Origin of the sequence: Enterococcus thailandicus, assembly GCF_001886265.1 — a bacterium.
Lineage (GTDB): Bacteria > Bacillota > Bacilli > Lactobacillales > Enterococcaceae > Enterococcus_B > Enterococcus_B thailandicus.
In genome coordinates this window covers 59,385-84,264 of the sequence record NZ_JXLE01000007.1, presented here as the reverse complement: position 1 = coordinate 84,264, position 24,880 = coordinate 59,385, and the positions used below count along the sequence as shown (strand labels likewise).

21 protein-coding genes and 2 pseudogenes are annotated in these 24,880 nt (G+C 36.3%); 5 read left to right on the top strand and 18 right to left on the bottom strand.

The window, feature by feature from the left end:
• Positions 1-117: 117 nt before the first annotated feature.
• Positions 118-1,747: pseudogene (locus RV17_RS06610) on the bottom strand (IS1182 family transposase).
• Positions 1,748-2,088: 341 nt separating this feature from the next.
• Positions 2,089-2,568, bottom strand: coding sequence for a hypothetical protein (locus RV17_RS06605; RefSeq protein WP_071868802.1), 480 nt, complete (start codon positions 2,566-2,568; stop codon positions 2,089-2,091).
• A gap of 127 nt (positions 2,569-2,695) precedes the next feature.
• Between RV17_RS06605 and RV17_RS06600 the strand changes: the two genes are divergently transcribed.
• Positions 2,696-3,136 carry a helix-turn-helix domain-containing protein gene (locus tag RV17_RS06600; protein ID WP_071868801.1) on the top strand — a complete coding sequence of 147 codons (441 nt, stop codon included), beginning with the start codon at positions 2,696-2,698 and terminating at the stop codon, positions 3,134-3,136.
• 460 nt (positions 3,137-3,596) lie between these two features.
• Here RV17_RS06600 and RV17_RS13750 read toward each other — a convergent pair whose 3' ends face one another.
• Positions 3,597-3,728, bottom strand: a complete 132-nt coding sequence (locus tag RV17_RS13750; RefSeq protein WP_256869209.1) for a hypothetical protein — start codon at positions 3,726-3,728, stop codon at positions 3,597-3,599.
• A gap of 200 nt (positions 3,729-3,928) precedes the next feature.
• Here RV17_RS13750 and RV17_RS06595 point away from each other — a divergent pair.
• Positions 3,929-4,162: pseudogene (locus tag RV17_RS06595) on the top strand (helix-turn-helix domain-containing protein); the annotation flags it as partial.
• Positions 4,163-4,233: 71 nt separating this feature from the next.
• On the opposite strand, the gene RV17_RS06590 reads toward RV17_RS06595, so the two are convergent.
• A complete protein-coding gene (locus tag RV17_RS06590; RefSeq protein ID WP_249024352.1) occupies positions 4,234-4,704 on the bottom strand; it encodes a hypothetical protein in 471 nt (156 codons plus the stop codon).
• Positions 4,705-4,867: 163 nt separating this feature from the next.
• Between RV17_RS06590 and RV17_RS13245 the strand changes: the two genes are divergently transcribed.
• Complete coding sequence (locus RV17_RS13245) at positions 4,868-4,963, top strand: type I toxin-antitoxin system Fst family toxin (protein ID WP_140444174.1); 96 nt, start codon at positions 4,868-4,870, stop codon at positions 4,961-4,963.
• A 235-nt stretch (positions 4,964-5,198) separates the two neighbouring features.
• Here the strand turns inward: RV17_RS13245 and RV17_RS13660 are convergent, their stop codons facing one another.
• The 9 genes from RV17_RS13660 to RV17_RS06545 form a co-directional block, all read right to left on the bottom strand.
• Positions 5,199-5,468 carry a hypothetical protein gene (locus tag RV17_RS13660; RefSeq protein ID WP_249024351.1) on the bottom strand — a complete coding sequence of 90 codons (270 nt, stop codon included), beginning with the start codon at positions 5,466-5,468 and terminating at the stop codon, positions 5,199-5,201.
• Positions 5,469-5,501: 33 nt separating this feature from the next.
• The gene (locus tag RV17_RS13655; protein ID WP_249024350.1) at positions 5,502-6,044 is read right to left on the bottom strand and encodes a DUF5677 domain-containing protein; all 543 of its coding nucleotides are present in this window, start codon (positions 6,042-6,044) and stop codon (positions 5,502-5,504) included.
• The gene (locus RV17_RS06580; protein WP_071868800.1) at positions 6,025-7,641 is read right to left on the bottom strand and encodes a glycosyltransferase family 39 protein; all 1,617 of its coding nucleotides are present in this window, start codon (positions 7,639-7,641) and stop codon (positions 6,025-6,027) included. The genes RV17_RS13655 and RV17_RS06580 overlap by 20 nt, the downstream gene beginning before the upstream one ends.
• A 796-nt stretch (positions 7,642-8,437) precedes the next feature.
• The gene (locus RV17_RS06570) at positions 8,438-10,390 is read right to left on the bottom strand and encodes a glucose PTS transporter subunit IIA (RefSeq protein WP_071868798.1); all 1,953 of its coding nucleotides are present in this window, start codon (positions 10,388-10,390) and stop codon (positions 8,438-8,440) included.
• Positions 10,391-10,403: 13 nt separating this feature from the next.
• A complete protein-coding gene (murQ, locus tag RV17_RS06565) occupies positions 10,404-11,300 on the bottom strand; it encodes an N-acetylmuramic acid 6-phosphate etherase (protein WP_067485204.1) in 897 nt (298 codons plus the stop codon).
• The gene (locus RV17_RS06560) at positions 11,287-12,363 is read right to left on the bottom strand and encodes a DUF871 domain-containing protein (RefSeq protein ID WP_071868797.1); all 1,077 of its coding nucleotides are present in this window, start codon (positions 12,361-12,363) and stop codon (positions 11,287-11,289) included. The genes murQ and RV17_RS06560 overlap by 14 nt, the downstream gene beginning before the upstream one ends.
• A 159-nt stretch (positions 12,364-12,522) precedes the next feature.
• Positions 12,523-13,050 carry a histidine phosphatase family protein gene (locus RV17_RS06555; protein ID WP_067485209.1) on the bottom strand — a complete coding sequence of 176 codons (528 nt, stop codon included), beginning with the start codon at positions 13,048-13,050 and terminating at the stop codon, positions 12,523-12,525.
• Positions 13,051-13,148: 98 nt separating this feature from the next.
• Positions 13,149-14,654 (bottom strand): Lsa family ABC-F type ribosomal protection protein, encoded by a 1,506-nt coding sequence (locus RV17_RS06550; protein ID WP_071868796.1) that lies wholly within the window; start codon positions 14,652-14,654, stop codon positions 13,149-13,151.
• Positions 14,655-14,908: 254 nt separating this feature from the next.
• Complete coding sequence (locus tag RV17_RS06545; RefSeq protein ID WP_071868795.1) at positions 14,909-16,027, bottom strand: glycerate kinase family protein; 1,119 nt, start codon at positions 16,025-16,027, stop codon at positions 14,909-14,911.
• A 157-nt stretch (positions 16,028-16,184) separates the two neighbouring features.
• Between RV17_RS06545 and RV17_RS06540 the strand changes: the two genes are divergently transcribed.
• Positions 16,185-17,126, top strand: a complete 942-nt coding sequence (locus tag RV17_RS06540; RefSeq protein WP_071868794.1) for a 2-dehydropantoate 2-reductase — start codon at positions 16,185-16,187, stop codon at positions 17,124-17,126.
• 52 nt (positions 17,127-17,178) lie between these two features.
• Here the strand turns inward: RV17_RS06540 and RV17_RS06535 are convergent, their stop codons facing one another.
• Complete coding sequence (locus tag RV17_RS06535; protein ID WP_071868793.1) at positions 17,179-18,090, bottom strand: WaaS/CpsH family glycosyltransferase; 912 nt, start codon at positions 18,088-18,090, stop codon at positions 17,179-17,181.
• 258 nt (positions 18,091-18,348) lie between these two features.
• Here RV17_RS06535 and RV17_RS06530 point away from each other — a divergent pair, with 258 nt between their 5' ends.
• Complete coding sequence (locus RV17_RS06530; protein ID WP_071868792.1) at positions 18,349-19,689, top strand: amino acid permease; 1,341 nt, start codon at positions 18,349-18,351, stop codon at positions 19,687-19,689.
• Between the two features lie 610 nt (positions 19,690-20,299).
• Here RV17_RS06530 and nhaC read toward each other — a convergent pair.
• The 4 genes from nhaC to RV17_RS06510 all read right to left on the bottom strand — a co-directional run bounded on the left by nhaC (position 20,300) and on the right by RV17_RS06510 (position 24,879).
• On the bottom strand, positions 20,300-21,703 hold the full coding sequence (nhaC, locus tag RV17_RS06525; protein WP_071868791.1) for a Na+/H+ antiporter NhaC: 1,404 nt from the start codon (positions 21,701-21,703) through the stop codon (positions 20,300-20,302).
• A gap of 384 nt (positions 21,704-22,087) precedes the next feature.
• On the bottom strand, positions 22,088-23,311 hold the full coding sequence (locus tag RV17_RS06520) for a M20 family metallopeptidase (RefSeq protein ID WP_067485229.1): 1,224 nt from the start codon (positions 23,309-23,311) through the stop codon (positions 22,088-22,090).
• Positions 23,312-23,340: 29 nt separating this feature from the next.
• On the bottom strand, positions 23,341-24,183 hold the full coding sequence (locus RV17_RS06515) for a MetQ/NlpA family ABC transporter substrate-binding protein (protein ID WP_067485232.1): 843 nt from the start codon (positions 24,181-24,183) through the stop codon (positions 23,341-23,343).
• 15 nt (positions 24,184-24,198) lie between these two features.
• The gene (locus tag RV17_RS06510; protein WP_067485236.1) at positions 24,199-24,879 is read right to left on the bottom strand and encodes a methionine ABC transporter permease; all 681 of its coding nucleotides are present in this window, start codon (positions 24,877-24,879) and stop codon (positions 24,199-24,201) included.
• Position 24,880: the final 1 nt, after the last annotated feature.

Here is a 24,880-nt window from a genome sequence, read left to right as displayed (position 1 = left end):
AACATTGGTTAATATAAAAATCTTAACCAATTAACGATAAAAATGAATCGGGGCCTGGGACAAAACCAGTAAATGGCCTACCAAAATCAAAAACACGTTGAGCTTGGGACATAAGTCCTAAGAACCATCAAACAGACGACCGAAAATCGTAAAAAGGATTTTCAGCCGTCTGTTTTTGAAATTATTGGAAGAATCTTCCTTGATTGTGGGCATGTTCAATCTATATTTTCTTAAATTTACTGCCATTAACGCAAAGCCAATCTCATTGTTTGTCTGCTGTTTTCCTCGAACAGAGAACCGAGTAAAACCTAAACAAGCCTTCAAATGTCCGAAAGCTGGTTCAACGTCAATTTTTCGTTGACGATAGATTTTACCAGTTTTTTCTTCTGAAAGTAGCTGTTGAATCTTTGCTTTAAAATATTCCCAGTTCATGTTCTTTTTAATCTTACGATTTTTGTCACTCTTTGCTTTTTACACTGGCTTTGAAGAAGACAATTCGAACAGTCTTCACATTCATACTGTTTTAACTATCGTTTAAAGTCATCTTTATCTGTACGAATAGAGTAATTGCGAAACTTCCTTTTTCATCCATTAGGACAAAGAAACGTATCATCTAATTCTTGATACGACCAGTTTGCAGGAAGAAATGGATTTTGTTTGAATTTTTTCTTTTGTTCTTTATGATACATCAAATAGGTAATGAGTGGTGTCCGCTCATGGGCTTCTAAAATGGCTTGATAGTTTTCTTCTCCTCCGTAACCGGCATCTGCGACAATGTAGGTTGGTAGTTCAAAGAAACGCTCTTTTAAAGTAGTTAAAAAAGGACGCAGTGTTCGTGTATCTGTTGGATTTGAGAAAAGCTCATAGCCTAAAATATACTGACTGTTTGTGGCAATTTGAAGATTGTAGCCAGCTTTCAACTGACCATTTTTCATGTGATCCTCCTTCATGCGCATAAACGTAGCATCTAGGTCAGTTCTAGAATAACTATTTCGGTTTCCTAGAATTTGTCTATGTCTTTGATAGGCAAGTTTTCTTTGAAATCATGAAATAGTTTTCTGATTTTTTGGGGGATTTTTCGTTCCGAACGCAACTGTTTTCGAGTCACGCCATCTTCTTGTTCGATTTTTTCTGTCAATTTATCGACAACAGGAGTAAGGTGTTCCTCAATCTGACTTAATCAGTTGAATTCCTTTGTGGACTCGCGCTCAATTTCAGGAATAACTTGATTTTTTACCAATTCATCATAAAGAAAAGCTGATTTTTCAGTAAGCCTTTTCTCAAAGTTATCAATTTATTTTCTCCAAACAAAGGTGTATTTATCGGCAGTGGCTTCAATCTTTGTCCCATCGATAAAAATGACTTTTTCATCAATCAGTTGTTCCTTGACCAATTGGCTACGGAACTGAACGAAGTACTCTCGAAGGAGTGTGTTCACCAAAGGATTCACACGGAACCGATTAATTGTTCGATAACTAGGCTGATAACTTTTCGTAAGCCGCATCATGCGAATACTGTCTTTCGTCAATGCTTCAATCTTTCGACCAGAAAACACGGATTGTGTGTAGGCACATAAAATCATCTTCATCATCATTTTTTGATGATAGGAAGACGGCCCCATTTGAGGATGAAAAGGAATGAAACGTTCTTCAGTAATACTTTCAATTAACTCATCAATAGCGAACGCAATATCATTTTTTTCTAACTGAAAACTAAAATCTAGAGGAGAAACGACTTGATTTGTGATATAACTTTAAACATAAGAACGCCTCGCTTTTTTATTTGTTTAGTCACTTTTATTTTAGCAATGGTGTTTTTATTTTAATACAAATAATCCAGATGCCAATCAGTTTGACTGGCATCTGGATTTTTGTTAGGACTTATGTCCCAAGCTCTTTTTGTTATACGTAGAAGCGAGATAACTCGATCTATGTATTATTCTCTTTGTAGTTCTTTTGGAATAGATAAAATATACTTGATGTAATCCCAAAGCTAAATGCTAAAAAGTATACTTCTCTAATTAAAGCTACGATCATCAATATAACGAAAAGATATTGAAGACGTTTTAATCTTGCTTTCGTATTTCTTTTAGATTCCATAGAAATAATCATCGAATCCTACCGCAGCTGGAACTCCTGCAGCAGCAGCGATTCCTGCTCTCCACCACCATCTATTTGATTTATAGCTTGCAGCTGATAGGCCAAAGCGTTTATGCGCCTCGCTTGCTGCCCAGTGACCAGCTGCATAACCAACTCCTACAATTGCAATTAATTCTAACACATCATCAAGTCCGAATATACGGGCATTATGGTTACGGTTTAATAAATTGTCAATTTGTTTTAATTGATCTGCGGTTGGTGTAAAATTTTGTGTTTTATCAATAGAATTCAACTCCTTGTCTGTGAGACCAAATTGTTCTTTTAAATCTGAACTGGTTGACGCTGGTACTGTCTGTTCGTCTATGCTGTGATTTTCTGCAGCGAAAGTTGTCAATGGTGTTAGGCTGGTGCTTAGTGTTAAAATAGTGGTTAAAACAATGCTCGTTTTTAAAAAAATTGATTTTTTCATCTGTATCGCTCCTTATGCGTTTTTTATAAAGTAATTGGGATTATTCAATAAGTATTGCGTAATATCGGGAAATAATCTGTCAAAATCACTTTGCAAACCTTTGAAATTTAATATTGGAGGGCAATTTATGGAAGAAAAACTGAGGAATTTAAGGAAAGCAGCCGGCTATACGCAAGAAGGACTAGCTACCAAAATTAATGTCTCGAGACAAACCATTTCTAATTGGGAAAGAGGTTACTCTATTCCAGATACAGAAAACTTAAAGATAATTAGTAAATTCTATGAAGTTCCAATTAGTTATTTTATAGATGATTCCGTTGAGATACTTCAATCTACTCCGGAAGAGAACGGTGCCATAAACAATCAAAATTTTTATTTTCTATTGTTGGTAGCAATTGCTTCTTTCTTTACTCCATTAGCAGCATTTATTTTGATATATTTAACTTTGGAGTTTAAAAAGAGGCTAAAATTGAAAATATATCACAGTTTTTTATATTTAGGAGTATTCCTTTCTGTTTTAAATATATTGGTTATTCTTGCAGTCGGGGTTGATTTGATTTTTTTTTAGTTTTTTCTTTACCGTACTTGTCATAATGTGAAAGCAGATATGCTGATAAATTATTATGGATATCAAACAAAAATAATCTGGTTAAATTCCTAAATTATGTTCCTGTTATTGACAACAATGGTCTTCGCGGAAATCCTCATGAGGGGTTTGTTGGAGAAATTCAGGGCGGCGACTTAGTATTGGGAGTAGGTGTTGAGCCTGTAGCTGATGTAGCTAATCATGCAAGTGTTATTAAAAGGTATTCTACCCAGCTTTCAGCTGGCTATTGAGAAATGCTTGCCGAGCGATCCAAAATAGAAGATCAAATTTTAGAATATCAGAAGCTTATGGATATCATCAAGCAAGCGATCCGAGAAATAGAATCAGAAAAGGAGATTGAAAAATGAAAGTTGGAGTAATAGCAGCGTTGTTACTACTCTATGGATTAATCTAAAGTAAGCGTAACCTATCATAATATTTTTCAGATTATAGTAGATTCTATTATTCCATCCCAAAATCCAAGCCAACCTTCTTCGGCTTTAAATAAAGCTAAAATACCAGCGACTACGACTACTAACACTAATATCCCCCAACTAAAATATTTATTTTTCATTATTTCGTTTCTCCTTAACTACATTCTATATCGTGTAAACATTCACGAGCTAGTTGCCGTTGATTAACCAGGATAATTCTTTATCAAAGATACTTCGAATCTTACTCAGTTATTTATGTAAATTTATCAGTAATGTATATATCTTTTTCATATAACCAAAACTGGATCTCATTGAATATTTTTTTCTAGAGTACCAATAACGTACTGAATCTAAACGACGTCAGGCACAAGGAATAAAAATTGCCAAAGCGAATAGTGTCTACAAGGGACGTCCAAAACTTTATAGCGCAGACACAAAAAATCCTCAACGACGTTTAGTTTATGAAAACATCGTTAAGGATTTAAACGAGGGTATCGCTATTTCAAAGATTGCGAAAAATTACAATGTTACTAGACAGACAGTTTATCGAATAAAACAGGATATTGTAATTTAATAGTTATCTATACCACACTGAATTTTTAACTTGATTTTTATTAAAAATAATAAAAAAACTATCAATATGAATTAAGTTAAATCAAATTTCCGCTCAAAAGCAGAAATGTAATCTTTAAAAATTATATCTTCTTTTTCAACATTCTTTTTGGAAATACCCGTAAGTATTCTAACATCTAAAGCTAAAAGACTACTATTCGTTTCAAGAATGCCCACCGATTCATCATAAAAAACATATATTCGCTCGTCTTTCAATAATGGATCTGTGACACTTTGAATAAAGTATGGATGTTGATAATATTTTTTACTCCTTTCATTGTTAATCACAAACAGCAACTTTACTGAAGGCTCATTCGATTCATCAAAATATATCGAATTTACTATATTTTCTTCTAATAACTTAATCCGTTTTTGCGAAAGAAAGTCAATTTTTTTTTCTTCTACGTCAACAATTTTTTTCAAAATATCACTTGTTTTTTCTCGCTTGTCAGTATATATAAATGCATCTTGGTACTTTTTCAGTAACTCGGAAAAATTTCTCAAAGCTTTCTCCTCTCACTAATTAATAACTACAGTTCCATTATTAATTATACCTGATCTAGAGCGTAAGTGTAATTTAAAAGTAATTCTCTGAGTTTCTTTTGTACTAGGCTTTTTTAATGGTATAATTTTTTTGGCAACTTGCCCCTGATTGGGGGTGTTTTTCGTGAAAGAGCTTATCTCATTGGTTATCGCACCAATTTTTGTTGGACTGGTCATCGAACTAGTTTCTCACTGGTTAGACGAGAAAGACGATAACTAAAGCAAGTTGTCTCTAACCCACATGTTCGGAGTCGCAACGAACATAAAGAAAGCCAACCCTACTCGCAATAGGGTTGGCTTTTGTGCTATTCGTGTATAGCTTATCTCATTTCGCAATCACATTATAGCATCAATAATTTAAATGCTCAACTTAAATGTCCTCGTACAATTAATAATCTACACTAAATTTGTCTTTTGATTATCCAAGCATACTCTGTTGGACTTAGATTTTCATTTTAATTCTGTTGGCCAAATATATTTTTTATTTCTAATATTGAGGGCTGAACTTCTTGCCTAATATCATGATAGTCAACAATAATTTGCGTTATATCAAAGAGATATCCATTTATAATAGTAAGCCCTGTATCTTTATCTGAAGGTTTTGTTATCTCTATGCTATTTTTAGTCACATCCATATTTCCAAGAACACTTAATCCGTATGAAGAAGCAGGATATTTAGCATAAATTACAACATAAACTTGTAATTCGCTGAGATTTTCAAACAATGATTTGATACTTTTTTGATCACCTGACTCATTCTACCAATTTCGCCTTTTTCCGAGGGAAATATTATTTGTGTAACAAGAATTTATTTGTGCCTCAATATAATCCTTGTATGTAGACAAATCATCATAGTAGGAATTATTACTATTTCGTAGACTGTCATCAATTTCCTTCAAAGCTAACTGTTTTTCTTCAGAATCCATCAATTCCAAATTATTATTTAGTATTTTTATGTTCTGGTGTTTTTGCCAATAAAAACAAGCCCTAGCTTTATTTACGGTATTTTTTTCAAGTATATATTTTAGATACATATATAACTCTATAAAAGATCGAAAAATCATACCAATATCATCGCTTTTTTTATTTTCATATAGAAAACTAATTGTTTCAGCTTTAGTAACTAGGTCAAAATATAAAGTTCTTATCACTAAATCATGATTCTCTACTTCTTTTTTTCTTTGGGAATAGTGTTCATTACAATTTTCGTTATTTCTCTGTAAATCGGTAGCATTTCTGGTTTCAATTCCATAAGTAATCCTCTTTTCTTTTTTAATCAATTCATTTTTTATTTTTTTCATAAAGCACATATTTCAAGATATTTCCCTCACGTTCCTGGACATGGACAGCAATCGGATGATAGTTCTCGTGAAGCCAAGGCGTACCAAAATTATTCACATCATCATTCAAATCAAGACCAGCAACAACGTAGTCGGTCTTCTTTTCTTCTACATATTTATTTTGTTGATCCATACTTTCTTGATAAACTTCGTAAGGGATATTGACATTCATAAAATACTTGACGCTCGGAACAATATTGGGGATTACAGAAAATCCATAATCAACAAAGCGATAGTTTAGCAGAGTCACATCTTCCTTGCCTTTTAAGTATTTAGCAAATTCTAACTGCGCTGGTACTTTTGCATTTGGATTTGTATTTGCAGCATTTTTTATTTGAATGCTTGGTCGATTAGTAAAAAAGCGCATATCTTTAAAAGTATCATTTGAAATAACCATCAATAGGATTGCAAAAATAATGCCCCCTGGTATTAAAAATTTACTTACTTCAGGCCGTTGCAATTTATATCGAATTACTAAATTTTTCAACAATAAACAAAAACCCAAAAATCCTACTAATAATATGGTTAAATCCAACAAGAGATAATAGTTCAATGGAATTCCACCATAAAAAACAAAAAAGTTAGTGCATAAAAACATAAACAGCCACAACACTTTAAAACGAGTTTGCTTAAAGATTGCCTTTGTAAATAAAAGGTAGACAGACCCAATCATCAAGACAGCTAAACTAATTTTGTTTGGCCACATCAAAGTAAAAAATATCTTTAATGTATTAAAAAAGCGGCTAACTATATTTACATTATTTCCCTGGTCAACTAATTGTGGATACAACACCATATTGAATTTGAAATAAACAAAATACATTTCATGTAACGCATGGTTGACTAAAAAATAGATGATAATTGGAATGCTGACTAACAAAAATCCCAGCAAGCTACAAATCACTGCTTTAAGTAACTGCTGATAATCTTTCCTTACTAGATAATAGATTCCAAAAAAGAGAAAAAAGGCAATCCACGGACTGATCATAGTATATTTTATCCAAAATACACATCCCATCAGTAAGCCTTGAATGAAATATTGCTTCCCTTTTATTCTTTCATCCGTATTAGAGATAGATATGATTAAATATAAAAGCCCTAGCACAAAAGGAAAAGCAAACTCTTCTGCACTATCTCCTGCACGAAAATAATCCTTATTTAGCAAGATTATTGGTGATAAACAAGTAACTGCAAAGGCTATTTTCTCTGAGAAATAATAATTACAAATTTTAAACAATAAAATCATCGAAATGGCAAACGAAATACTTTCTAATAGATAAACACCGAAAAAAGAAGTTGCACTCAACTTGTAAGCCATCGCATGAATGAAATATAAGAGTATCCCTTTTTGTTCAAATAGATCTTTATACGGCACTTGCCCATGAGCGATTCCTTTACCGACCGAGAAAAAAGCATTGGCATCTACCCAGTCATTTATGAAGTAGAGCGGAGAAGATTTGGAAAATATCAGCATGATTAAAAAACTGAATACAGTCAGAAATACAGAGTATTTTCTTTCCCATAATTTATGATTCTCGATTTTGAATAGTATTGTCATTATTCCCCTTTCATAGCCCGCTACCTTTCTTGATTCATAGAAAAAAGAGGAGTTTTTTTACTCCTCGTAATGCAGGTAAAGGATCTATTTTTTTCTTATTCTTGCACTTCTAAAAAAACCTTCCGTATCATTTTTAATTATATCTCAAAAACTTTGTGCTATTTAAAACAATCTAAAAAAATTTATTTTTGAGCATAATTGTGAATACGCCATGACTTGTCCATTTTATACAAAAAATGCAACGGTTATCTAAAAAATAAGGATACAGATAACTTTCAATCAATTTTAGCTTTAATAGCCCAGAATTTTGTCATGTTTACAGTGACATGATTGCATTAGGAAAAATTGATAATCGCGAGTCAACTGATAAAGAAATTCCAGAAGCAATTAAAAAATTTCTTTATTGGGGAATTGCTATTTCAAAAAATGAAAAACACGTTGCCAAAATCTTTCTTAAGATTTTGGCAACGTGTTTTTGGTTAGCTATTTTAAGCGAGTGGGAATCTAAGTTCTTCTTTTTGTTGTATTTCTTGATATTCCAGCCTAACTCATTTTTACTCCTTGATGTCCTCTAACCAGGAATCGAGTGAAGCCTAAATGACTCAAAAATTTAAGAAGTAATTCCTGGTAATTTATTCTTATTTATTGGAGCTGAGTATTTCTTTCACAACTTTATATACGGTGTTCCCAAAGCAACTCCTCAAGATAGTTTGCATCCACTTTAAACTATGGAAAGCTATTTTGAGTGCCTGCTCACTATCTTTTCGGAGCTAGCCGCTTTGCGCCACAACCTTTTTTACACAGTTTTCACATCCATCACAGCCGTCTTAGCCTTCATTTCGCCTGTTTTTTCCAAAACAAAATTTTCTACATGATCCATATTAGTTAAAAGAACCATCATTGACGTTTCTTTTCCAGCAGCCTTGATTGCATCAAGATCTGCATTTGCTACCAATGTATCAGTCGTAACTTTTTGTCCCTCTGTCACCTTCACGTCAAAGGGCGCACCGCCAAGGTCAACAGTATTAATCCCCATATGAAGTAATACTTCGATACCATTTTGTGTCGTGATACCAATTGCATGTTTTGTTGGAAAGACAGATTGAACTGTACCAGCAACTGGAGAATAAATTTGTCCGTTTGTTGGTTCAACGAAAAATCCTTCACCCATCATTTTTTGCGCAAATACAGGATCACTTGCTTCTTCTAATGACATTACTGTTCCATCAGCAACAGCTGTTAAGACAACTTCATTGGTTGTTGCTACATTGTCACTTGTTTCTTCTGCTAACGCTTCTTTTTCTAATTGTTCTTTCGGAATTCCGAAGAAGAATGTTGCCACAAATCCACCTGCGTAAGCTGCAAGTAAACCTAGAACATAGCCCCACCATTTACCATCTGAAATTAATGGAATCAATGCCGCACCTGAAGGACCAATAGCAATCGCACCAACATTACCAATCATTCCGATCACTGCCCCACCGATACCACCACCAATACATGCGGTGATAAATGGACGGCCAAGAGGTAATGTCACACCATAAATCAATGGTTCACCGATTCCTAAAATACCAACTGGTAAAGCGCCCTTAATCATTTCTGTCAATTCTTTATCTTTTTTGCAACGAATCCATAAAGCGAGCGCTGCACCAACTTGCCCTGCACCTGCCATCGCAAGAATCGGAAGCAATAGTGTGCGACCTGTTTCATCAATCATTTGAACATGAATAGGTGTCAAAATTTGGTGCAATCCAAACATAACCATTGGCAAAAATAATGTTCCTAAAACAAACCCTGCAAATGCTCCGCCGACATTTAGCACCCAATCGATTCCGCCAACCATGCCGTCTGAAATAAAGCCAGCTAATGGCATAATCAAGAAGATTTCCACTAAACCAATTGCAATTAGAGATAACGTTGGTGTCACGATAATATCAATTGAATCCGGTATCACTTTGTGCAATTTCTTTTCTACTATTGAAAGTAACCAAACAGCAAAGATTACGCCAAGAATCCCACCTTGACCAGCTGCCAAAGCTTCACCAGTAAATAAATTTTTCAATGGTGCTTCTGGATTCATTCCCGTTAGCATCACAACGGCACCAATTACCCCACCAAGAGTTGGTGTAGCACCGAAAACTTGTGCTGCGTTAATCCCTGTATAGATAACTAAGTAACTGAACATTCCGTTTTTCAGGATATTCATTACATCGATATATTGTTGCCAAGTTGCTGCATCAAGATTTCCTGCTGTGACTAAGTTAGCTAATACAGCGGCAATCCCCGCAACAATCCCTGTACCAACAAAAGCTGGAATCATCGGAACAAAGATATTAGAAATATCTTTTAAGATTGATTTGATTTTTGATGGTTTTTGTTTTGATTTTTGAGCTGCTTTCATTGCTTGTGCTCGTTCATTTACCAAATCCTTACCAGAATTGGCTGAGTGTTCTGCTGTCCCATGTTCCGGTAATTTTTCGCCTAGTTTTACACCCGCAAGATCAACCATTTGCTGTGCAACTTTGTTTACTTTCCCCGGGCCGATAATCACTTGTAGTTGTTCATCTTCAACAACACCCAGGACACCTGGAATCGCTTTTAATTTTTCTGTGTCAACTAGTTCGTCATTTTTGATTTTCATTCGTACGCGTGTCATGCAGTGGACAATGCTCTCAACATTGTCCATCCCACCAGCTTCTTCATAAATGCGTTTTGCTAATTCTTCTAAAGTCAATTCATTTTTAGCCATCAGTCGCTCCCCCTTATAAGGTTCCTTTTACAAAACCATTTGCTTCAACCAATTTATCCTGTGCAGTTTCTTTATCACTATTTGTTAAAATCATAACAATTGCTAATTTCACATTTTGCTCTGCTTCATTAAAGTATCGCTCAGCTGTTTCATAGTCAACCTCTGTTGCTTGCATGATGATTCGTTTTGAACGTTCCACTAATTTTTCGTTGGTTGGTTTAACATCGACCATCAAATTATTAAAGACCTTTCCAATACCAATCATGCTGATTGTTGAAATCATATTCAAAATCAATTTTTGAGCTGTACCAGACTTCAGGCGAGTTGAACCAGTCAAAAATTCTGGGCCTGCATCAACTTCGATTGGGAAATCAGCATGTTTACTGATTTCAGCATTTTTATTGCAAGAAATCGTTGCGGTCACTGCACCAATTGAGCGAGCATAATCTAAGCCACCAATAACATATGGTGTACGTCCGCTTGCGGCAATTCCGATGACCATGTCATTTTTTGTTAAATTTAAATGAATCAAGTCTTCTTCTCCAAGCTCGAATGAATCTTCCGCACCTTCAACAGCTACAGTCATTGCTGCCTCGCCACCTGCGATTAAGCCAATCACCATTTCTGGCTCAACGCCAAATGTTGGTACACACTCTGCTGCATCTAATACGCCCAAACGACCACTTGTGCCTGCGCCCATGTAAATCAAACGTCCACCTTTTTTAAATGAGTCAATCGTGTGCGCAATTACTGGTTCAATACTTCCTAGTTCTTTTGCAACTGCCTCTGCGACTTTTTGGTCTTCACGATTCATCAGCTCAACAGCTTGTGTTACACTCATCTCGTCTAGTCCAAATGTTTCTTGATTTCTACGTTCCGTTGTTAAGTTATCTAAATTAATTTTGCTCATCTTTTCTTCCCTCTTTACGAATTAGTTGATAGTTGACGCCTGCATGAATTTGGTGAATCAATGGTAAGTCTTCTGTAACCACTTGAGCCATGACATTCACTTTTTCATCAGCTGGTAAATTTCTTTTGGTTAATTGAATCTCACCCATATAACGAAGATAGTTTTCATTGTCGATCGTAATGCTCCCGACCGTTCGTTCAATCGTTTGCTTAGGTGAAATTTGTGGAATTTTTTTAAATCGTGCATCAGCACTTCGAATGACATCTCTCGCCTCATCTTGGCGATTGACATGCGTGCCTAAGACTAATTCAATCAATTCCTCATCAAGTACTTCTACTTGTAATGAAATCATTCGGTTATTTTGATAGGTTGCGAATTGTTGCTGCACTCTTTCTGACAAACCTGCATCACCAATGTAAATCAAATCAGTTTTACACTCGGCTAACTCTAGCGCTGCTGCTAATGGATGGACACCACGATGTTTTTCTAAAGTAGGTAACCCTTGATATAACGGGCCTCTTAAATCAGCGTCACCAGCAACAAATCCTTGAATTGTAAAGCCCTGTTCCGCTAACCACTGATTTTTTTCTTGATACCATGACTTGGCTAAGCCAGTTTCTGGACGTGGATAGTAATTGTGCCACGCTTCAAGATTAGAAAAATCCGCTTGATATTTTTTCAACTCACTAATATCTTCCGATGTAATCGTGCTAGCATTTAAACTAATTTTCAGCTGATGTGACCAAACAGCAATCTGTTTGTTAGACAATTCATAGTCCATTCGTAAGCCCGTCACACCGATTTCTTTTAGTGGCGTTAAATCGGTCAACGAAAACCCAGCTCGTTTCAACGCATCTCCTGAAATATCAACCATTAATTCGAGCTGATTTTTTTTTGCTTCTTCGCCCAGTTCTCTTAGTCGTCCTTGATAAGCACTGACATCATCTTCTGGAATATGCATCGAAGTAAAGATACCAATAAAACCACTAGTTGCCATTTTATGAATATATGCTTTTTTTTGTGGAGTTAATGGCTCATTCATGAATATTGAAAACCCAAACATGTTCATCCCTCGCTTTATGTATCCGTCTTCATTTCTATGAACAGAGTATAACGCTTAAGAAATGAAATTTCAACACTTTTATAAAAATAATTAAATTTTATTTCTTAGATAGATAAAAAAATAGCGTGACTCTGACCTGGTCACGCCATTTTCAATCATTTAGTTATAAGATAATAGTTCAGTATTTTCTACAAAAAAATCAAAAAAGGTTTCGTTTGGCATTGGCGTAAAATACGCATTGATTGCCCGAATCAACGCATTGTGGCAGACCAACAAATAAGTATTTTCTTCATCTGCTAGGCATTCCTGTAAAACTGGCACAACACGCGCATACATGTCAAAGAGTGACTCACCTTCTGGAAATCGTACCCCAAATTCTAAACGTGCTTCTTGAAATATCGTTTCATGGCTAGGCATGCCATCATATGCACCAAAATCCATTTCCATCAAACGTGGGTCAGCCGTCAACGGTAACTCCACTTTATCTGCAACAGCTTGTGCAGTATCTTTTGCTCGTTGTAATGGCGAATGAATAATTTTAGTTACTGGTACCTCGAGTGTCGCAACTTTTTCTGCTAATGCGACTGCTTGCTGTCTACCTTTCTCAGTTAAAGGAACATCTGCTCGTCCGCAAACAAGACCTTGAACATTCCAAGTAGTTTCTCCGTGCCTAGTTACATATAACATGTCATAAAACTCCCTTTGCTCTTCATCTTTGATTTTTATAAACTACCTACAACATACCAAAAGCTTTCATCAACGTCCACCTTTCAAGAAAGCAAAAACTAGTTGACTGGTGTTAAAGTAATCACTTGATTTGCGACTTTCTTCAAGAAAGTTTGATCATGTTCAACAAAGAGCATCGCTGGCTTGACCGTAAGCAATAGTTGTTCTAATTGCTTTTGATTGAATACATCCAAATAATTCAATGGTTCATCCCAAATATATAATTCAGCAGGTTGTGCTAATGATTTAGCTAGCTCAACTTTTTTTCGTTGTCCCATACTCATTTGTTCAATTTTATTATGAAAAACTTCACGTTCCATTCCCAGTTTCCGCAAATTGTTCAAGAAAGCTTGATAGTCTACTTGATTTTTTTCAGCAAAATCACTAAGCGTTCCACGATTGTCTTCATAATTTTGGCGAACATAACTAATTCGGAGATTCTGAGGATAGCTCACTTTTCCTTCGGCTATTCCTTGAAATTGATTTAGCAAGTAGTAAATTACTGAAGATTTTCCAGCACCATTTTGACCAGCTAATGCAACTCGTTCTCCTTGCTCAACCGTAAAATTAATTTTTTCAAACAATGGTGACTCATAGCTCAATTGCAACTCTTCTACACTCAACAAGCGTTTATGATAAGAAGGCTGATAATTCATTGTCAACGCATCAATATATTCAATATCCTTTAACAATTTTTCTTTCTCCCCAATCTGGGTTTCCATTCGATTAACAATGGCCTTGGAGCGTTTCATCGTTCGAGCAGCGTCTGCACCAATTGCTCCGAGGTTTTTTCGGCGATCTTCAGTATCAACAAATCCGACACGTTTCTTCGTTTTATCGCCTTCACGCGAACGAGACCATTCTGCTTTTTCTGCAGCTGTTTTCTTCAACCGACTAACTTCTTTTTTGATTTTTTCATTCTGCGCTAGTTCAAATTCATCACGAAGACGTTTTTGTTCTTCATAAACAGTAAAGTTTCCTTGATAGAGTTCTAACTGTGTTTTTTCAATTGCTAATACATGATCCACCACTTCATCGATAAACGCCCGATCGTGGCTAACTACAATAAATCCTTGTTGTTTCTTCTTCAAGTATTTTGCTACTTGTTGCCGACCAGCTAAGTCTAAATGATTGGTTGGCTCATCAATCAAAGGAAAACGGGCTTCGTCCACAAATAACAATGCCAATAAAACTTTTGTTTTTTCGCCACCAGAAAGAGTATCAAACGGACGCCATAAGATTTCCGGATTTGTTTCCATCAAATTCAACTCGCGTTCAATTTCCCAAATCTCAAAATCAGTTACATCATTCAAGACATAATAAGTCAAGCGACTGGTGTCTTGTGTTTTTTGCGGAAAATAGACAAATTCTTGTTGATGGACGATTTGTCCTTGATAAGGTAATTGGTTTTGTAAAATCGTTAAGAGTGTTGTTTTACCACGACCATTTCGGCCAATCAATCCCAGTTTCCATTGTGTATCAAAGTTTAAGTTTGCTTCATTAAAAATAGTTGTTTCTTGGTTATCATAACCAAAAGTCAGTTGTTTTATTTCGATTTTAGACATCAATAATTCACCTCGTAAAAAAAGACCAGTCCTATTTTCAGAACTGGTCACAAAGGTACGGGCGCAAAAAAAGACCCCTCCATTGAAAAACTAGCCAATTCTGAAAATCTGCACACTGCTCCCTTGTTTCATCAAGGTACAGTCTGAATGCAGCTTCAATCAATTGACTTATTTTTTCAATGCACGGATCCCTCACTTTGGTTTATTTGTCTATTACGTTAACACAGATTTAAAATTTTTGTCAATCAAAAAAATTAACGACGGATAAGTTGACAAATATTTCCCGCCAAAATAGCAATATTTTCCATTGTTCGTTCATGCTCCATTGCCTCACGTAATCGAATTGGTCCTAATTGAATACTAAAAACTGCTGGCAAATAGTTGGTTAATTCCCCTAAATCGGGCTGGCGACTGCCGCAAAAAGCAACAATCGGTTTCTTGTATTTTTTCGCTAACATGGCTACACCATAAGGAACCTTTCCATGGATTGTTTGCTGATCGATTTTCCCTTCACCCGTCACAATCCAGTCTGCTTGTTTTACTTTTGCTTCTAGTTCGATCATTTGGCTAATCAATTCAAAGCCATTAATCATCTGTGCTCCAAGTAAAAATAACGCACCACCTATGCCACCAGCTGCTCCACTTCCCGGAATTTTTTCAAGGTCAATTTGATATTCTTTGGACCATTGTTTCGCTAGTTTTTTTGCCTGTTTCTCTAAAAAATCGATTGTTTCAGGTGATGCTCCTTTTTGTTTACCGAATAATTTTGCTGCTCCTTTTTCGCCAGTATACGGGCTAGTTACATCCGCAGCAATTCGTAATTTTGTATGAGAAAAGTGGGCTTTACTTGCTTGAAGATTGACTTTTCCCGCTGTCAGTAATGGGTTACCATCCTTTACGCCTTCAAGCTTTGCACCTAAAGATTGCAGTAAGCCCAACCCGCCATCCGAACAACCACTGCCACCTAGTGTAACGATAATTTCATCAACTCGTTGTGCTAACGCATCCTTAATTATTTCTCCTAATGCAAAACTAGAAGCTAAACGAATTGTTTGATCTGTTGCTTGTTCCAGTAAATCAATACCAATCACTTCAGCAGACTCAATCACTGCGATTTTTTTTCCCTGCCACTGGGTAATCAAATAGCGACTTTCATGTTTTCTAAATAACAAGTCTCCCCCAGAAAATTTTTGCCATTTTCCACCTAATGAATAGAACAAAGCTTGTGCTGTCCCTTCTCCGCCATCTGCAATGGGGACGTTTATTAACTGGTCAGTTGAATGAACGGCTTGCCAGCCACGAGCAACCGCTTGATTTAATTCAAATGAAGTCGCGCTTCCCTTAAAGGAATCAATTGCAACCAAAATATTCATTTACTTCGCCTCCTGACATACTTTTTTTAGATTCTCTTTCTTTCAGTTAGACACTTTTCTTCGTTTTTATCAAACAAAACAATCCTAATTTTTGCTTTTTTTCTATATACTAGAATAGAACGGTTTTAAGAAACGAATTTTAAAGGAGAGAACTGACATGAAAATTGCTATCGCTGGTGCAGGCGCAATGGGTAGCCGAATCGGACTAATGCTTCATCAAAGTGGGAATGACGTGATTTTGATTGATCGTTGGCCCGAACATATTGAAGCTATTCGAGAACATGGCTTGGTTGCAGACTTCAATGGAGAAGAAGTTGTTGCCAAAATTCCTATTTATTCACCTGAAGAATTGATTGAAAGTCAAACACAAGTTGATTTGATCGTTGCATTAACTAAAGCAAATCAATTAGACGACATGTTCCACGCAATCCAATCAATTATTACTGAAAAGACCCATGTTCTTTGTTTATTGAATGGTTTAGGACATGAAGATGTGTTAGAAAAATATGTTCCTAAGAAAAACATTTTATTTGGTATCACAATGTGGACTGCCGGTTTGGATGGACCAGGGAAAGTAACCTTATTGGGAAATGGTGAAATCGAATTAGAAAATCTTGAACCTGAGGGCGAAACTTTTGCGCATGAAGTCGTTCGTGTTTTTGACGAAGCAAACCTAAATCCGGTCTATAGTCGAAATGTTCGTTATTCGATTTGGCGCAAAGCTTGTGTCAACGGTACACTAAATGGCTTATGTACGATTTTAGACTGCAACATCGCTGGCTTTGGGGAACAACCCGTCGCAAATGAGATTGTTGAAACAATTGTTGCAGAATTTGCTGCTGTTGCTGCTGAAGAAGGGATTCAGCTTGACCAACCAGAAGTCAACGAGCACATTGCAGCAACTTATGATCCTGCAAATATCGGTCTTCATTACCCTTCAATGTATCAAGACTTAATCAAAAATCATCGTTTGACTGAAATTGATTATATAAATGGTGCTGTTTGGCGCAAAGGACAAAAATATGGTATTCAAACACCTTATTGTGCTTTCTTAACGCAACTCGTTCATGCAAAAGAAGGCCTTTTGGGGGCAAAATAGAAAAAAGAGCGTAACCTAAACGGCTTACGCTCTTTTTAGTGTATTTATTTAATTACCCTCTCTTCTTCAACCTTTCCAGCAAAGCTGCCCGGTACTCATAACGCTCAAAAAGTAGTTCATCAGTAGCCAAGAAGCGCTTAGCCCAGTTTGGCGCATCAAAGAAATCAAGAATTTCTGGCGAAACTGACTGATAGGGCTGGTTAAGAAATTCGGGTAATTCATCCAAAGATCGTTGCGACAATAAAAAGATATTATCTGGATGGTAACATTGATAATCAAAAATCACATCGTTTCCAGTCACCAATTTCTTCTGGAAGTACATGGATTCAAATGTCCGCAATGTTACGCCCTGTTGTCCTGCACGAAGCAACTCTAAAATCCCCCGGCTTTTTGCCACTAATCTCAAATATTCCGAGTAACTTAAATAGCCAACTTGTTCGTTACCTCTCAATGGTAAAATAAAATAATTAGTCGTTACACCTCTTGCTGAAAAATCTGCTCGGTACTGTTCAGCAAGATTCTTTCGTCCATTATCAGTCGCACCAAAAAATAAATCTGTTGTGATTTGTTCCTTGGGTAGTTGGACATTTGTAGAATAGAAGGAGCTATTGTGCTTCAAACCTAACTCATGTGCTTCCAACGCATCAAAATGATAAACTTCATCAATCGCTGAATCCTTTTGTACTTGTTCCAATAATTCATAATGTTCTTTTTTAAAGTGATTCCAAAAGAAAACAACTATTTTTGCCTGAGTCAACGAACGAACTTGAGCAGCCATCGCCACTTCAAATCCAAAATCCAAAAAAATAATCAGTTGATATTGGCGAAACTTTGCAGCATTCATTCGTAAAAACTGTTCATCAAATAAGTCTTTTCCAGAAATCACTTCGAATGAGTCAATGAAAGGAAAAAAATATAAGTTTTTATCTTTTGCGACGAGTAAAATTTCATGAGTATCAGCCATTTCATTCTCCTCACTTTCCCATAAAGAATTTTCCTAATCATAGCTCTTATAGAAATAAAAAAGCGAATATTATGCTCTGAATGAATAAAATTAGTCTCTCTTTTTATCCATTCTTTTCGTTTTTATCTTTCAATTTTATGACGATTTGATTAAAGTATCCAAAAAATTTTTTAGAATAGTTGAAATTGTCAGAATATTTGGTATTATTAAGCAACGTTATTTTTTATTCATGAAACACGTACAGAAAAGAGGTTGCTTATGGAAAATACAAAACTAAAAAAACAAATGAGTTCGCGTCACATTACGATGCTAGCATTAGGTGGCGCGATTGGTGCAGGTTTATTTAAAGGGAGTGGTGAAGCAATTAGTATCGCAGGTCCCTCCGTCTTATTAGCATTTGCTATTGGTGGCATCGTTTTATTTATTGTTATGACTGGATTAGGAAAACTTGTTTTAGATGGTGAGAACCAGCATGGCCTTTCTGGATTGATCCGCCCTTATCTTGGTGCCCACTCTGCTGACTTTATTGATTGGGTTTACTGGTCATTATGGATGATCAACATTATTGCAGAAGCTGTAGCAGCTGCATCTTTTTTACAGCTTTGGTTTCCTAATATCCCTGCGTGGATCTTCGTGTTGATTTTAGCAGTCCTCACAACACTGATTAATCTCTATTCCGTGAGACTTTTTGCTGAGACAGAATATTGGTTAGCTTTTGCTAAAATCAGTGTAATTATTGCACTTATTCTTTTTGGTCTTTATTTAGTTGGACAACAGATGTTTGGCCATGGCGTTTTTCCCACCTTACAACAAATGACAAATCATGGTGGCTTTGCACCGCATGGAATGAAAGGAATCATTAATTCTTTGTTAGTCGTAATTTATTCTTACGGTGGTTCTGAACTGATTGCGATTACAGTTAGTGAAGCAGATGATCCTAAAAAAGCTATTCCTAAAGCAGTCAAAGGTGTGATGGGACGAATCGTTTCCTTCTATATTATTCCTTTGTTTTTACTTTTGATTATTTTCCCTTGGAACACACTGGCTAACAGTAACGTGAGTCCTTTCGTAATGGTTTTTGAAAAAATGAATATTCCATTTGCTGCGGATATTGTCAATTTTGTCATTGTTCTAGCTTTGTTTTCTTCCATCAATTCAGGTGTCTATGCTGCTTCGCGCACGCTGTTTTTCCGATTGAAAGATAAGAAAGGAGCTGCAAAAACCTTTGCAGTCCTAAATAAACATCAAGTACCTCAACGCTCAGTTTTCTTTTGCACCAGTGTTCTTTACCTTGGTGTCATCCTTTCTTACTTTGTCGGTGATGAGTTATTTGGTTATCTAGCAGGTTCACTTTCTTATACCGTATTAGTTATTTGGTTGATGATTGTTTCTGCTGCTTTTGTTCTTTCACTAAAGAAAGGTACTTTGTTCGATAAAAGTCTCAACCTATTTGCGCTAATTGCATTGTCTTTAATTTTCATTGGTATTTTAATGACCAATATACTTGGTGTTACTTTATTGACTGCTTTACTTTACCTAATTATCTTCTTTAGTTATCGAAAACCCAAAGAACCCTTCGCCTTATCTGATCAGTCCTAGCAAAAAAGAAAGGTGACAAAATTTTGTCACCTCTCTTTTTTCTAATTACTAGTGTTCAAGAAGCAATTCCTCAATAGAGCTTGCATCCATTTCAAAACATGGAAAACTATTTTAATGATTGCTATCTTGTCGGAACTAGGCGTTTTGCGTCACAACCTTATCCACGGTGTTCCCAAAGCAACTCCTCGAAATAACTTACAACTGTCTAAAATATGAAATGCTATTTTTATCAGTTGCTCATTATTTTTTCGGAGCTGAACGCTTGGAGCCACAACCTTATCCACGGTGTTCCCAAAGCAACTCCTCGAAATAACTTACAACTGTCTAAAATATGAAATGCTATTTTTATCAGTTGCTCATTATTTTTTCGGAGCTGAACGCTTGGAGCCACAACCTTATCCACGGTGTTCCCAAAACAACTCCTCGAAATAACTTACAACTGTCTAAAATATGAAATGCTATTTTTATCAGTTGCTCATTATTTTTTCGGAGCTGAACGTTTTGCGCCACAACCTTACTAGACAATTAGAGGGTAAAATCAATGATGTTTGATTTTACCCTCTAATCTTATTTTTACAGCATATTTTTCCTGTTTTTAAATACGCCGCTATTATTCAGAAACTAATTCTGATTCATCTTCTGATTCAATTTTTGAAATACCTAAACCAGTGAAAGCACTCACCATTGAAAAGACTGGTGATAACAAACTAAAGAAAACAAATGGTAAGTACGTTAATGTTGGAACACCAAATGTACTTGCTACGAAACTACCAGCAATCCCCCAAGGAACTAAGTAGTTAATAACTGTACCACCATCTTCCAATGTTCGTCCTAGAACAGTTGGATCAAGTCCAGCCTTTTTGAACGTGTCTTTAAATGCATTTCCTGGCAAAATGACTGACAAGAATTGTTCACCAATGAAAACGTTGACCCCGATACTTGTTAACAATGTTGTAAAAATTAACTTCGGTGTGCTGGTCATCCGCTTAGAAACAACATCCATCACAGTTGAAATCAACCCAAACTCAATTAGCAAACCACCTAGTGATAAAGTCAAGATAATCAATGCAACGGTCGGCATCATACTTTCGATTCCTCCACGACTTAGTAACGCATCAATTTGTTCATTTCCAGTATTTGCCACAAATCCTGATTCAATTACAGAAGCTAATTGGTTCACAGACGTCTGCGGGTTTTGAATAAAAATCATTCCGACTGCTACAGCAATATTCAATAAAATAGTTAAGATGGCTGGTACCTTTCTCCATGCACATACTAACATCAAAACAAGTGGAATCAATGACCAAAATGAAATTGTAAAATTGGCTTCTAACGTATTTGTGACTTCACGGATAGCTGAAAGACTTGCACCTTTATCCGTGTGGCCTAAGAACATGAATAAGAAAAACGAAAGTACGAATGCCGGAACAGTTGACCACATCATATGTTTGATATGTTTAAATAAATCTGCATCGACAATCGCTGCTGCCAAGTTCGTTGACTCTGACAACGGAGACATCTTATCTCCAAAGACAGAACCAGAAACAATGGCACCCACTACCAAAGCTGGACTTAAACCTAACGTTGTTCCGATACCGAAAAAGGCAATACCAATTGTTGACATAACTGTAAAAGCACTACCAACTGCACTCCCTACAACCGCACAAACAACAAAGACAGATGGGACAAACCATTGGACACTAATCAAATCAAACCCAATCACCATCAAGGTTGGGATAATTCCCGCTTGAATCCAAACTGCGATCAATGAACCAACTAAAATAAAAATAAAAATTGGAATAATTCCTGGTTTGATTCCATTAATAATTCCCTCATGCAACCATTCAGAAGGGTATTTCTTTACAACAGCGTAAACCATAACCATCCCGATAGCTGCTAAAATAGCAATATTTGGTGAGATTTTCAATCCCACTACCCCAACTGCAATGCTCAATACGACGACTGCTAATACTAATGTTGCTTCTACAAAACTCGGATTTGCTTTTTTCTCCATGATAATATCTCCTTTTTTAGTTAAAAATATTAGGTACTAAAAAAGAAATAATATCGAATCATCCCGCCACAATTCATTTTGGCTTCCCCCTCTGGCTAAAAATAAAAAGACCCGTTTTCAACTAAGGACGAATTGCTCCGCGGTACCACCTTAATTAAAAACAGATCTGTTTTTCACTTTAAATAACATATTTTATTTTTTGAACTTTTCATGTAATTCGTTAGCATGGCTTGATCGGTTCGCAGCAACCACCGACTTTCTGAACAAAACACCTCTGCTACTACTGTTGAAAAGATGACTTTCATGAAGCTTACATCCTCAAGAAATATTTGTCAACAAAAAAATCTGATTTATTTTTCTGTGCTCAAAATAAAAGATAACATTTTAGAAAGAAGATCCCTGTTCTTTCTTCTTAGCAAGCTGTTCTTGATGCTCTTTTTTGATTGTGGTTAATGTTTCTGGTTGTTGAAGCAAATCAAGTGCTGTTTTTGCCAAAAGCTCTGCTGCAATCGCAATTGATGCTAGTCCCTTTTCGCTTCTTGCTGCTGCTTTGAATTCAGTCGAATGACCTGCAATATACGTATCAGAGATGGAGACAGTTGGTTGAATCGTCGGGATTACCTGACTAACATTTCCAACATCAGATGAACCTAGACTTGTACGCTGTTGAGTTTCAATTTCTTCGTCTGGAATACCAAGTTCTTGAAGATGTTCAAAAAAGAGTTCATCAAACGCTGGGGTGACAACCACATCATCGACTGCATTTTGGAACAACCCAAATTCATAAGAGGTACCTGTACTGAGTGCCGCACCTTTCACAATGTTTTCAACTTTTTGAGATACTTCGTCCAACGTTTCACGGTTAGCTGCCCGCAAGTAGAAACGTCCAGCCGCATATTCAGGGATGACATTAGCAGCAACTCCACCGTCGGTAATAATACCATGGATATTGACATCCTTTGGTAAATGCAAGCGTAATCCGTTAATCCCATTGAACACTTGAATTAATGCTTCAAGTGCATTGATTCCTTTTTCCGGTGCTCCTGCAGCATGGGAGGCAACTCCATAAAATTTGATATCTACTGGATCATTTGCTAAAGATTCTGTGGTTTTTCCATAACGATAGGCTGGATGAACGCAAAGTGCTGCATCCACGTCTTCAAAAAATCCTTCGCGAACAAAACTTCCCTTCGCTGAGCCATTTTCACCACCTTCTTCACCAGGCGTACCATAGACTCGAATCTCCCCACCAAATTCATTGGTCCATTCCTTCACTGCGCTAGCCGCTAATACTGAATACGTTCCAAATAAATTGTGCCCACATGCGTGCCCAATGCCCGGTAATGCGTCAAACTCGGCTAAAAAAACGAGGGTTGGACCAGGTTTTCCTGAAGCATAACGAGCGTCAAAACCTGTTCGATGACCCGCAACTTCTTTTTCAACAGTAAACCCTTCTTTTTCCAGCTGTTTAATCAATGCCTCTGAGGAGAAAAATTCATAGTTACTGACTTCTGGATGATCGTGGATCGTTAATGCTAACTCTTGATATTCTGGCAATCTTTCAGCAATAAATTCTTTTACAGATGTTGTCGTTTGTGTTGTACTCATAAAAAATTCCTCCCTTAGTTTTGGCTGATTTATTTACGTCCAAATGTTTCCCATGCAGGAACGCTTGAACCTTTTGATGTTTTTTCGATTACTTTAGCTGTATCTTCTGTTTGATATGCGTCGACAATTTTTTGATATGTTTTATTTTTTTCATCTTCTTTTCTTGCAACAATGATATTGACATAAGGACGAGCATTTTCATCGACAGGTTCTAAGAAAATTGCATCGCTCGTTGGATTAAATCCTGCATCGACTGCGACACCACTATTAATGACGGAAATATCTACATCAGATAATGCACGTGCTGTTTGTGAAGCATCCAATTCAGAAATCACTAGATTTTTCTTGTTTTCAGTAATATCCGAAACAGTTGGTGCTGGTCCTTTTGAGTCATCTACTTTGATTAAGCCAGCCGTTTGTAATAACAATAAGGCACGGCCACCATTAGTCACATCATTAGGAATGGCAACCTTTGCACCATCTTTCAGCTCTGTTATTTTTTTGAGTGAATTTGAGTAAATACCTAATGGCGCATTGACTGTATTTCCAATGGAAACTAAATCTGTTCCATGTTCTTCATTGTAGTTATCTAAAAAGAACTGATGTTGAAAAGCATTCAAATCGACTGAGCCATCTGCTAATGCCGCATTTGGTTGGTTGTAGTCGGTAAATTTAATATATTCCAAATTGATATTTTCTTTTTTCAAGCGATCTTTCACATCATCCCAAACATCTGTATCTTCACCAATCACACCTAGTTTAACGGTTGTTTCTTTTGATTTATCAGTGGTTTCAGCTGATCCTTTACTACATCCTGCTAACCAAACCACGGCAATAAGTGCAACTGCTACTAAACGAATAATTTTTTTCATCTCTTTTTCCCCCAATTAATGACTAATTTTTTTTATAATTTGATTACTAATAAATTGACTTAAAAATACCAAAAGTAAAATCAATAAGGTCGCAACAATCGTGACATCTGTTTGGAATCGATTGTACCCTCGAGAAATAGCTAAATTTCCTAATCCTCCGGCACCGACCGCGCCTGCCATCGTGGTCAAACCAATTACATTGATAATCGTCAAAGCAGATACTCTGACAATTCCTGGTAATCCTTCTAATAAATAAACTCGTACGATAATTCCAAATGGGCTCGTTCCCATTGATTCTGCTGCTTCGATTACTCCAGGATCAACTTCTAACAATGCATTTTCAATTTGCCTAGCAAAAAATGGTACGACGCCTACAATCAGTGGAACTAATGCTGCTTTGGCACCGATTGTCGTCCCAACAAAAAAGCGAGTAGTAAGTGCTAAAAGCGACAATAAAATAATAAACGGTATCGAACGAATAATATTGATTGCTTTATCTAAAATTTCATAGAATAACCGATGTGCTAATAATCCATTTGGGCGAGTCACAACTAGAATCACACCAAGCGCAATTCCAATAATTCCAGAAATTAATGCCGTCCAAAATGACATATATAGCGTCTGCTTCGTTGCTTCAATAAATTCATCAGGAATCGCAGAAGCATTTGGTAAATATGTTTCTAGGAATTTGGTCATG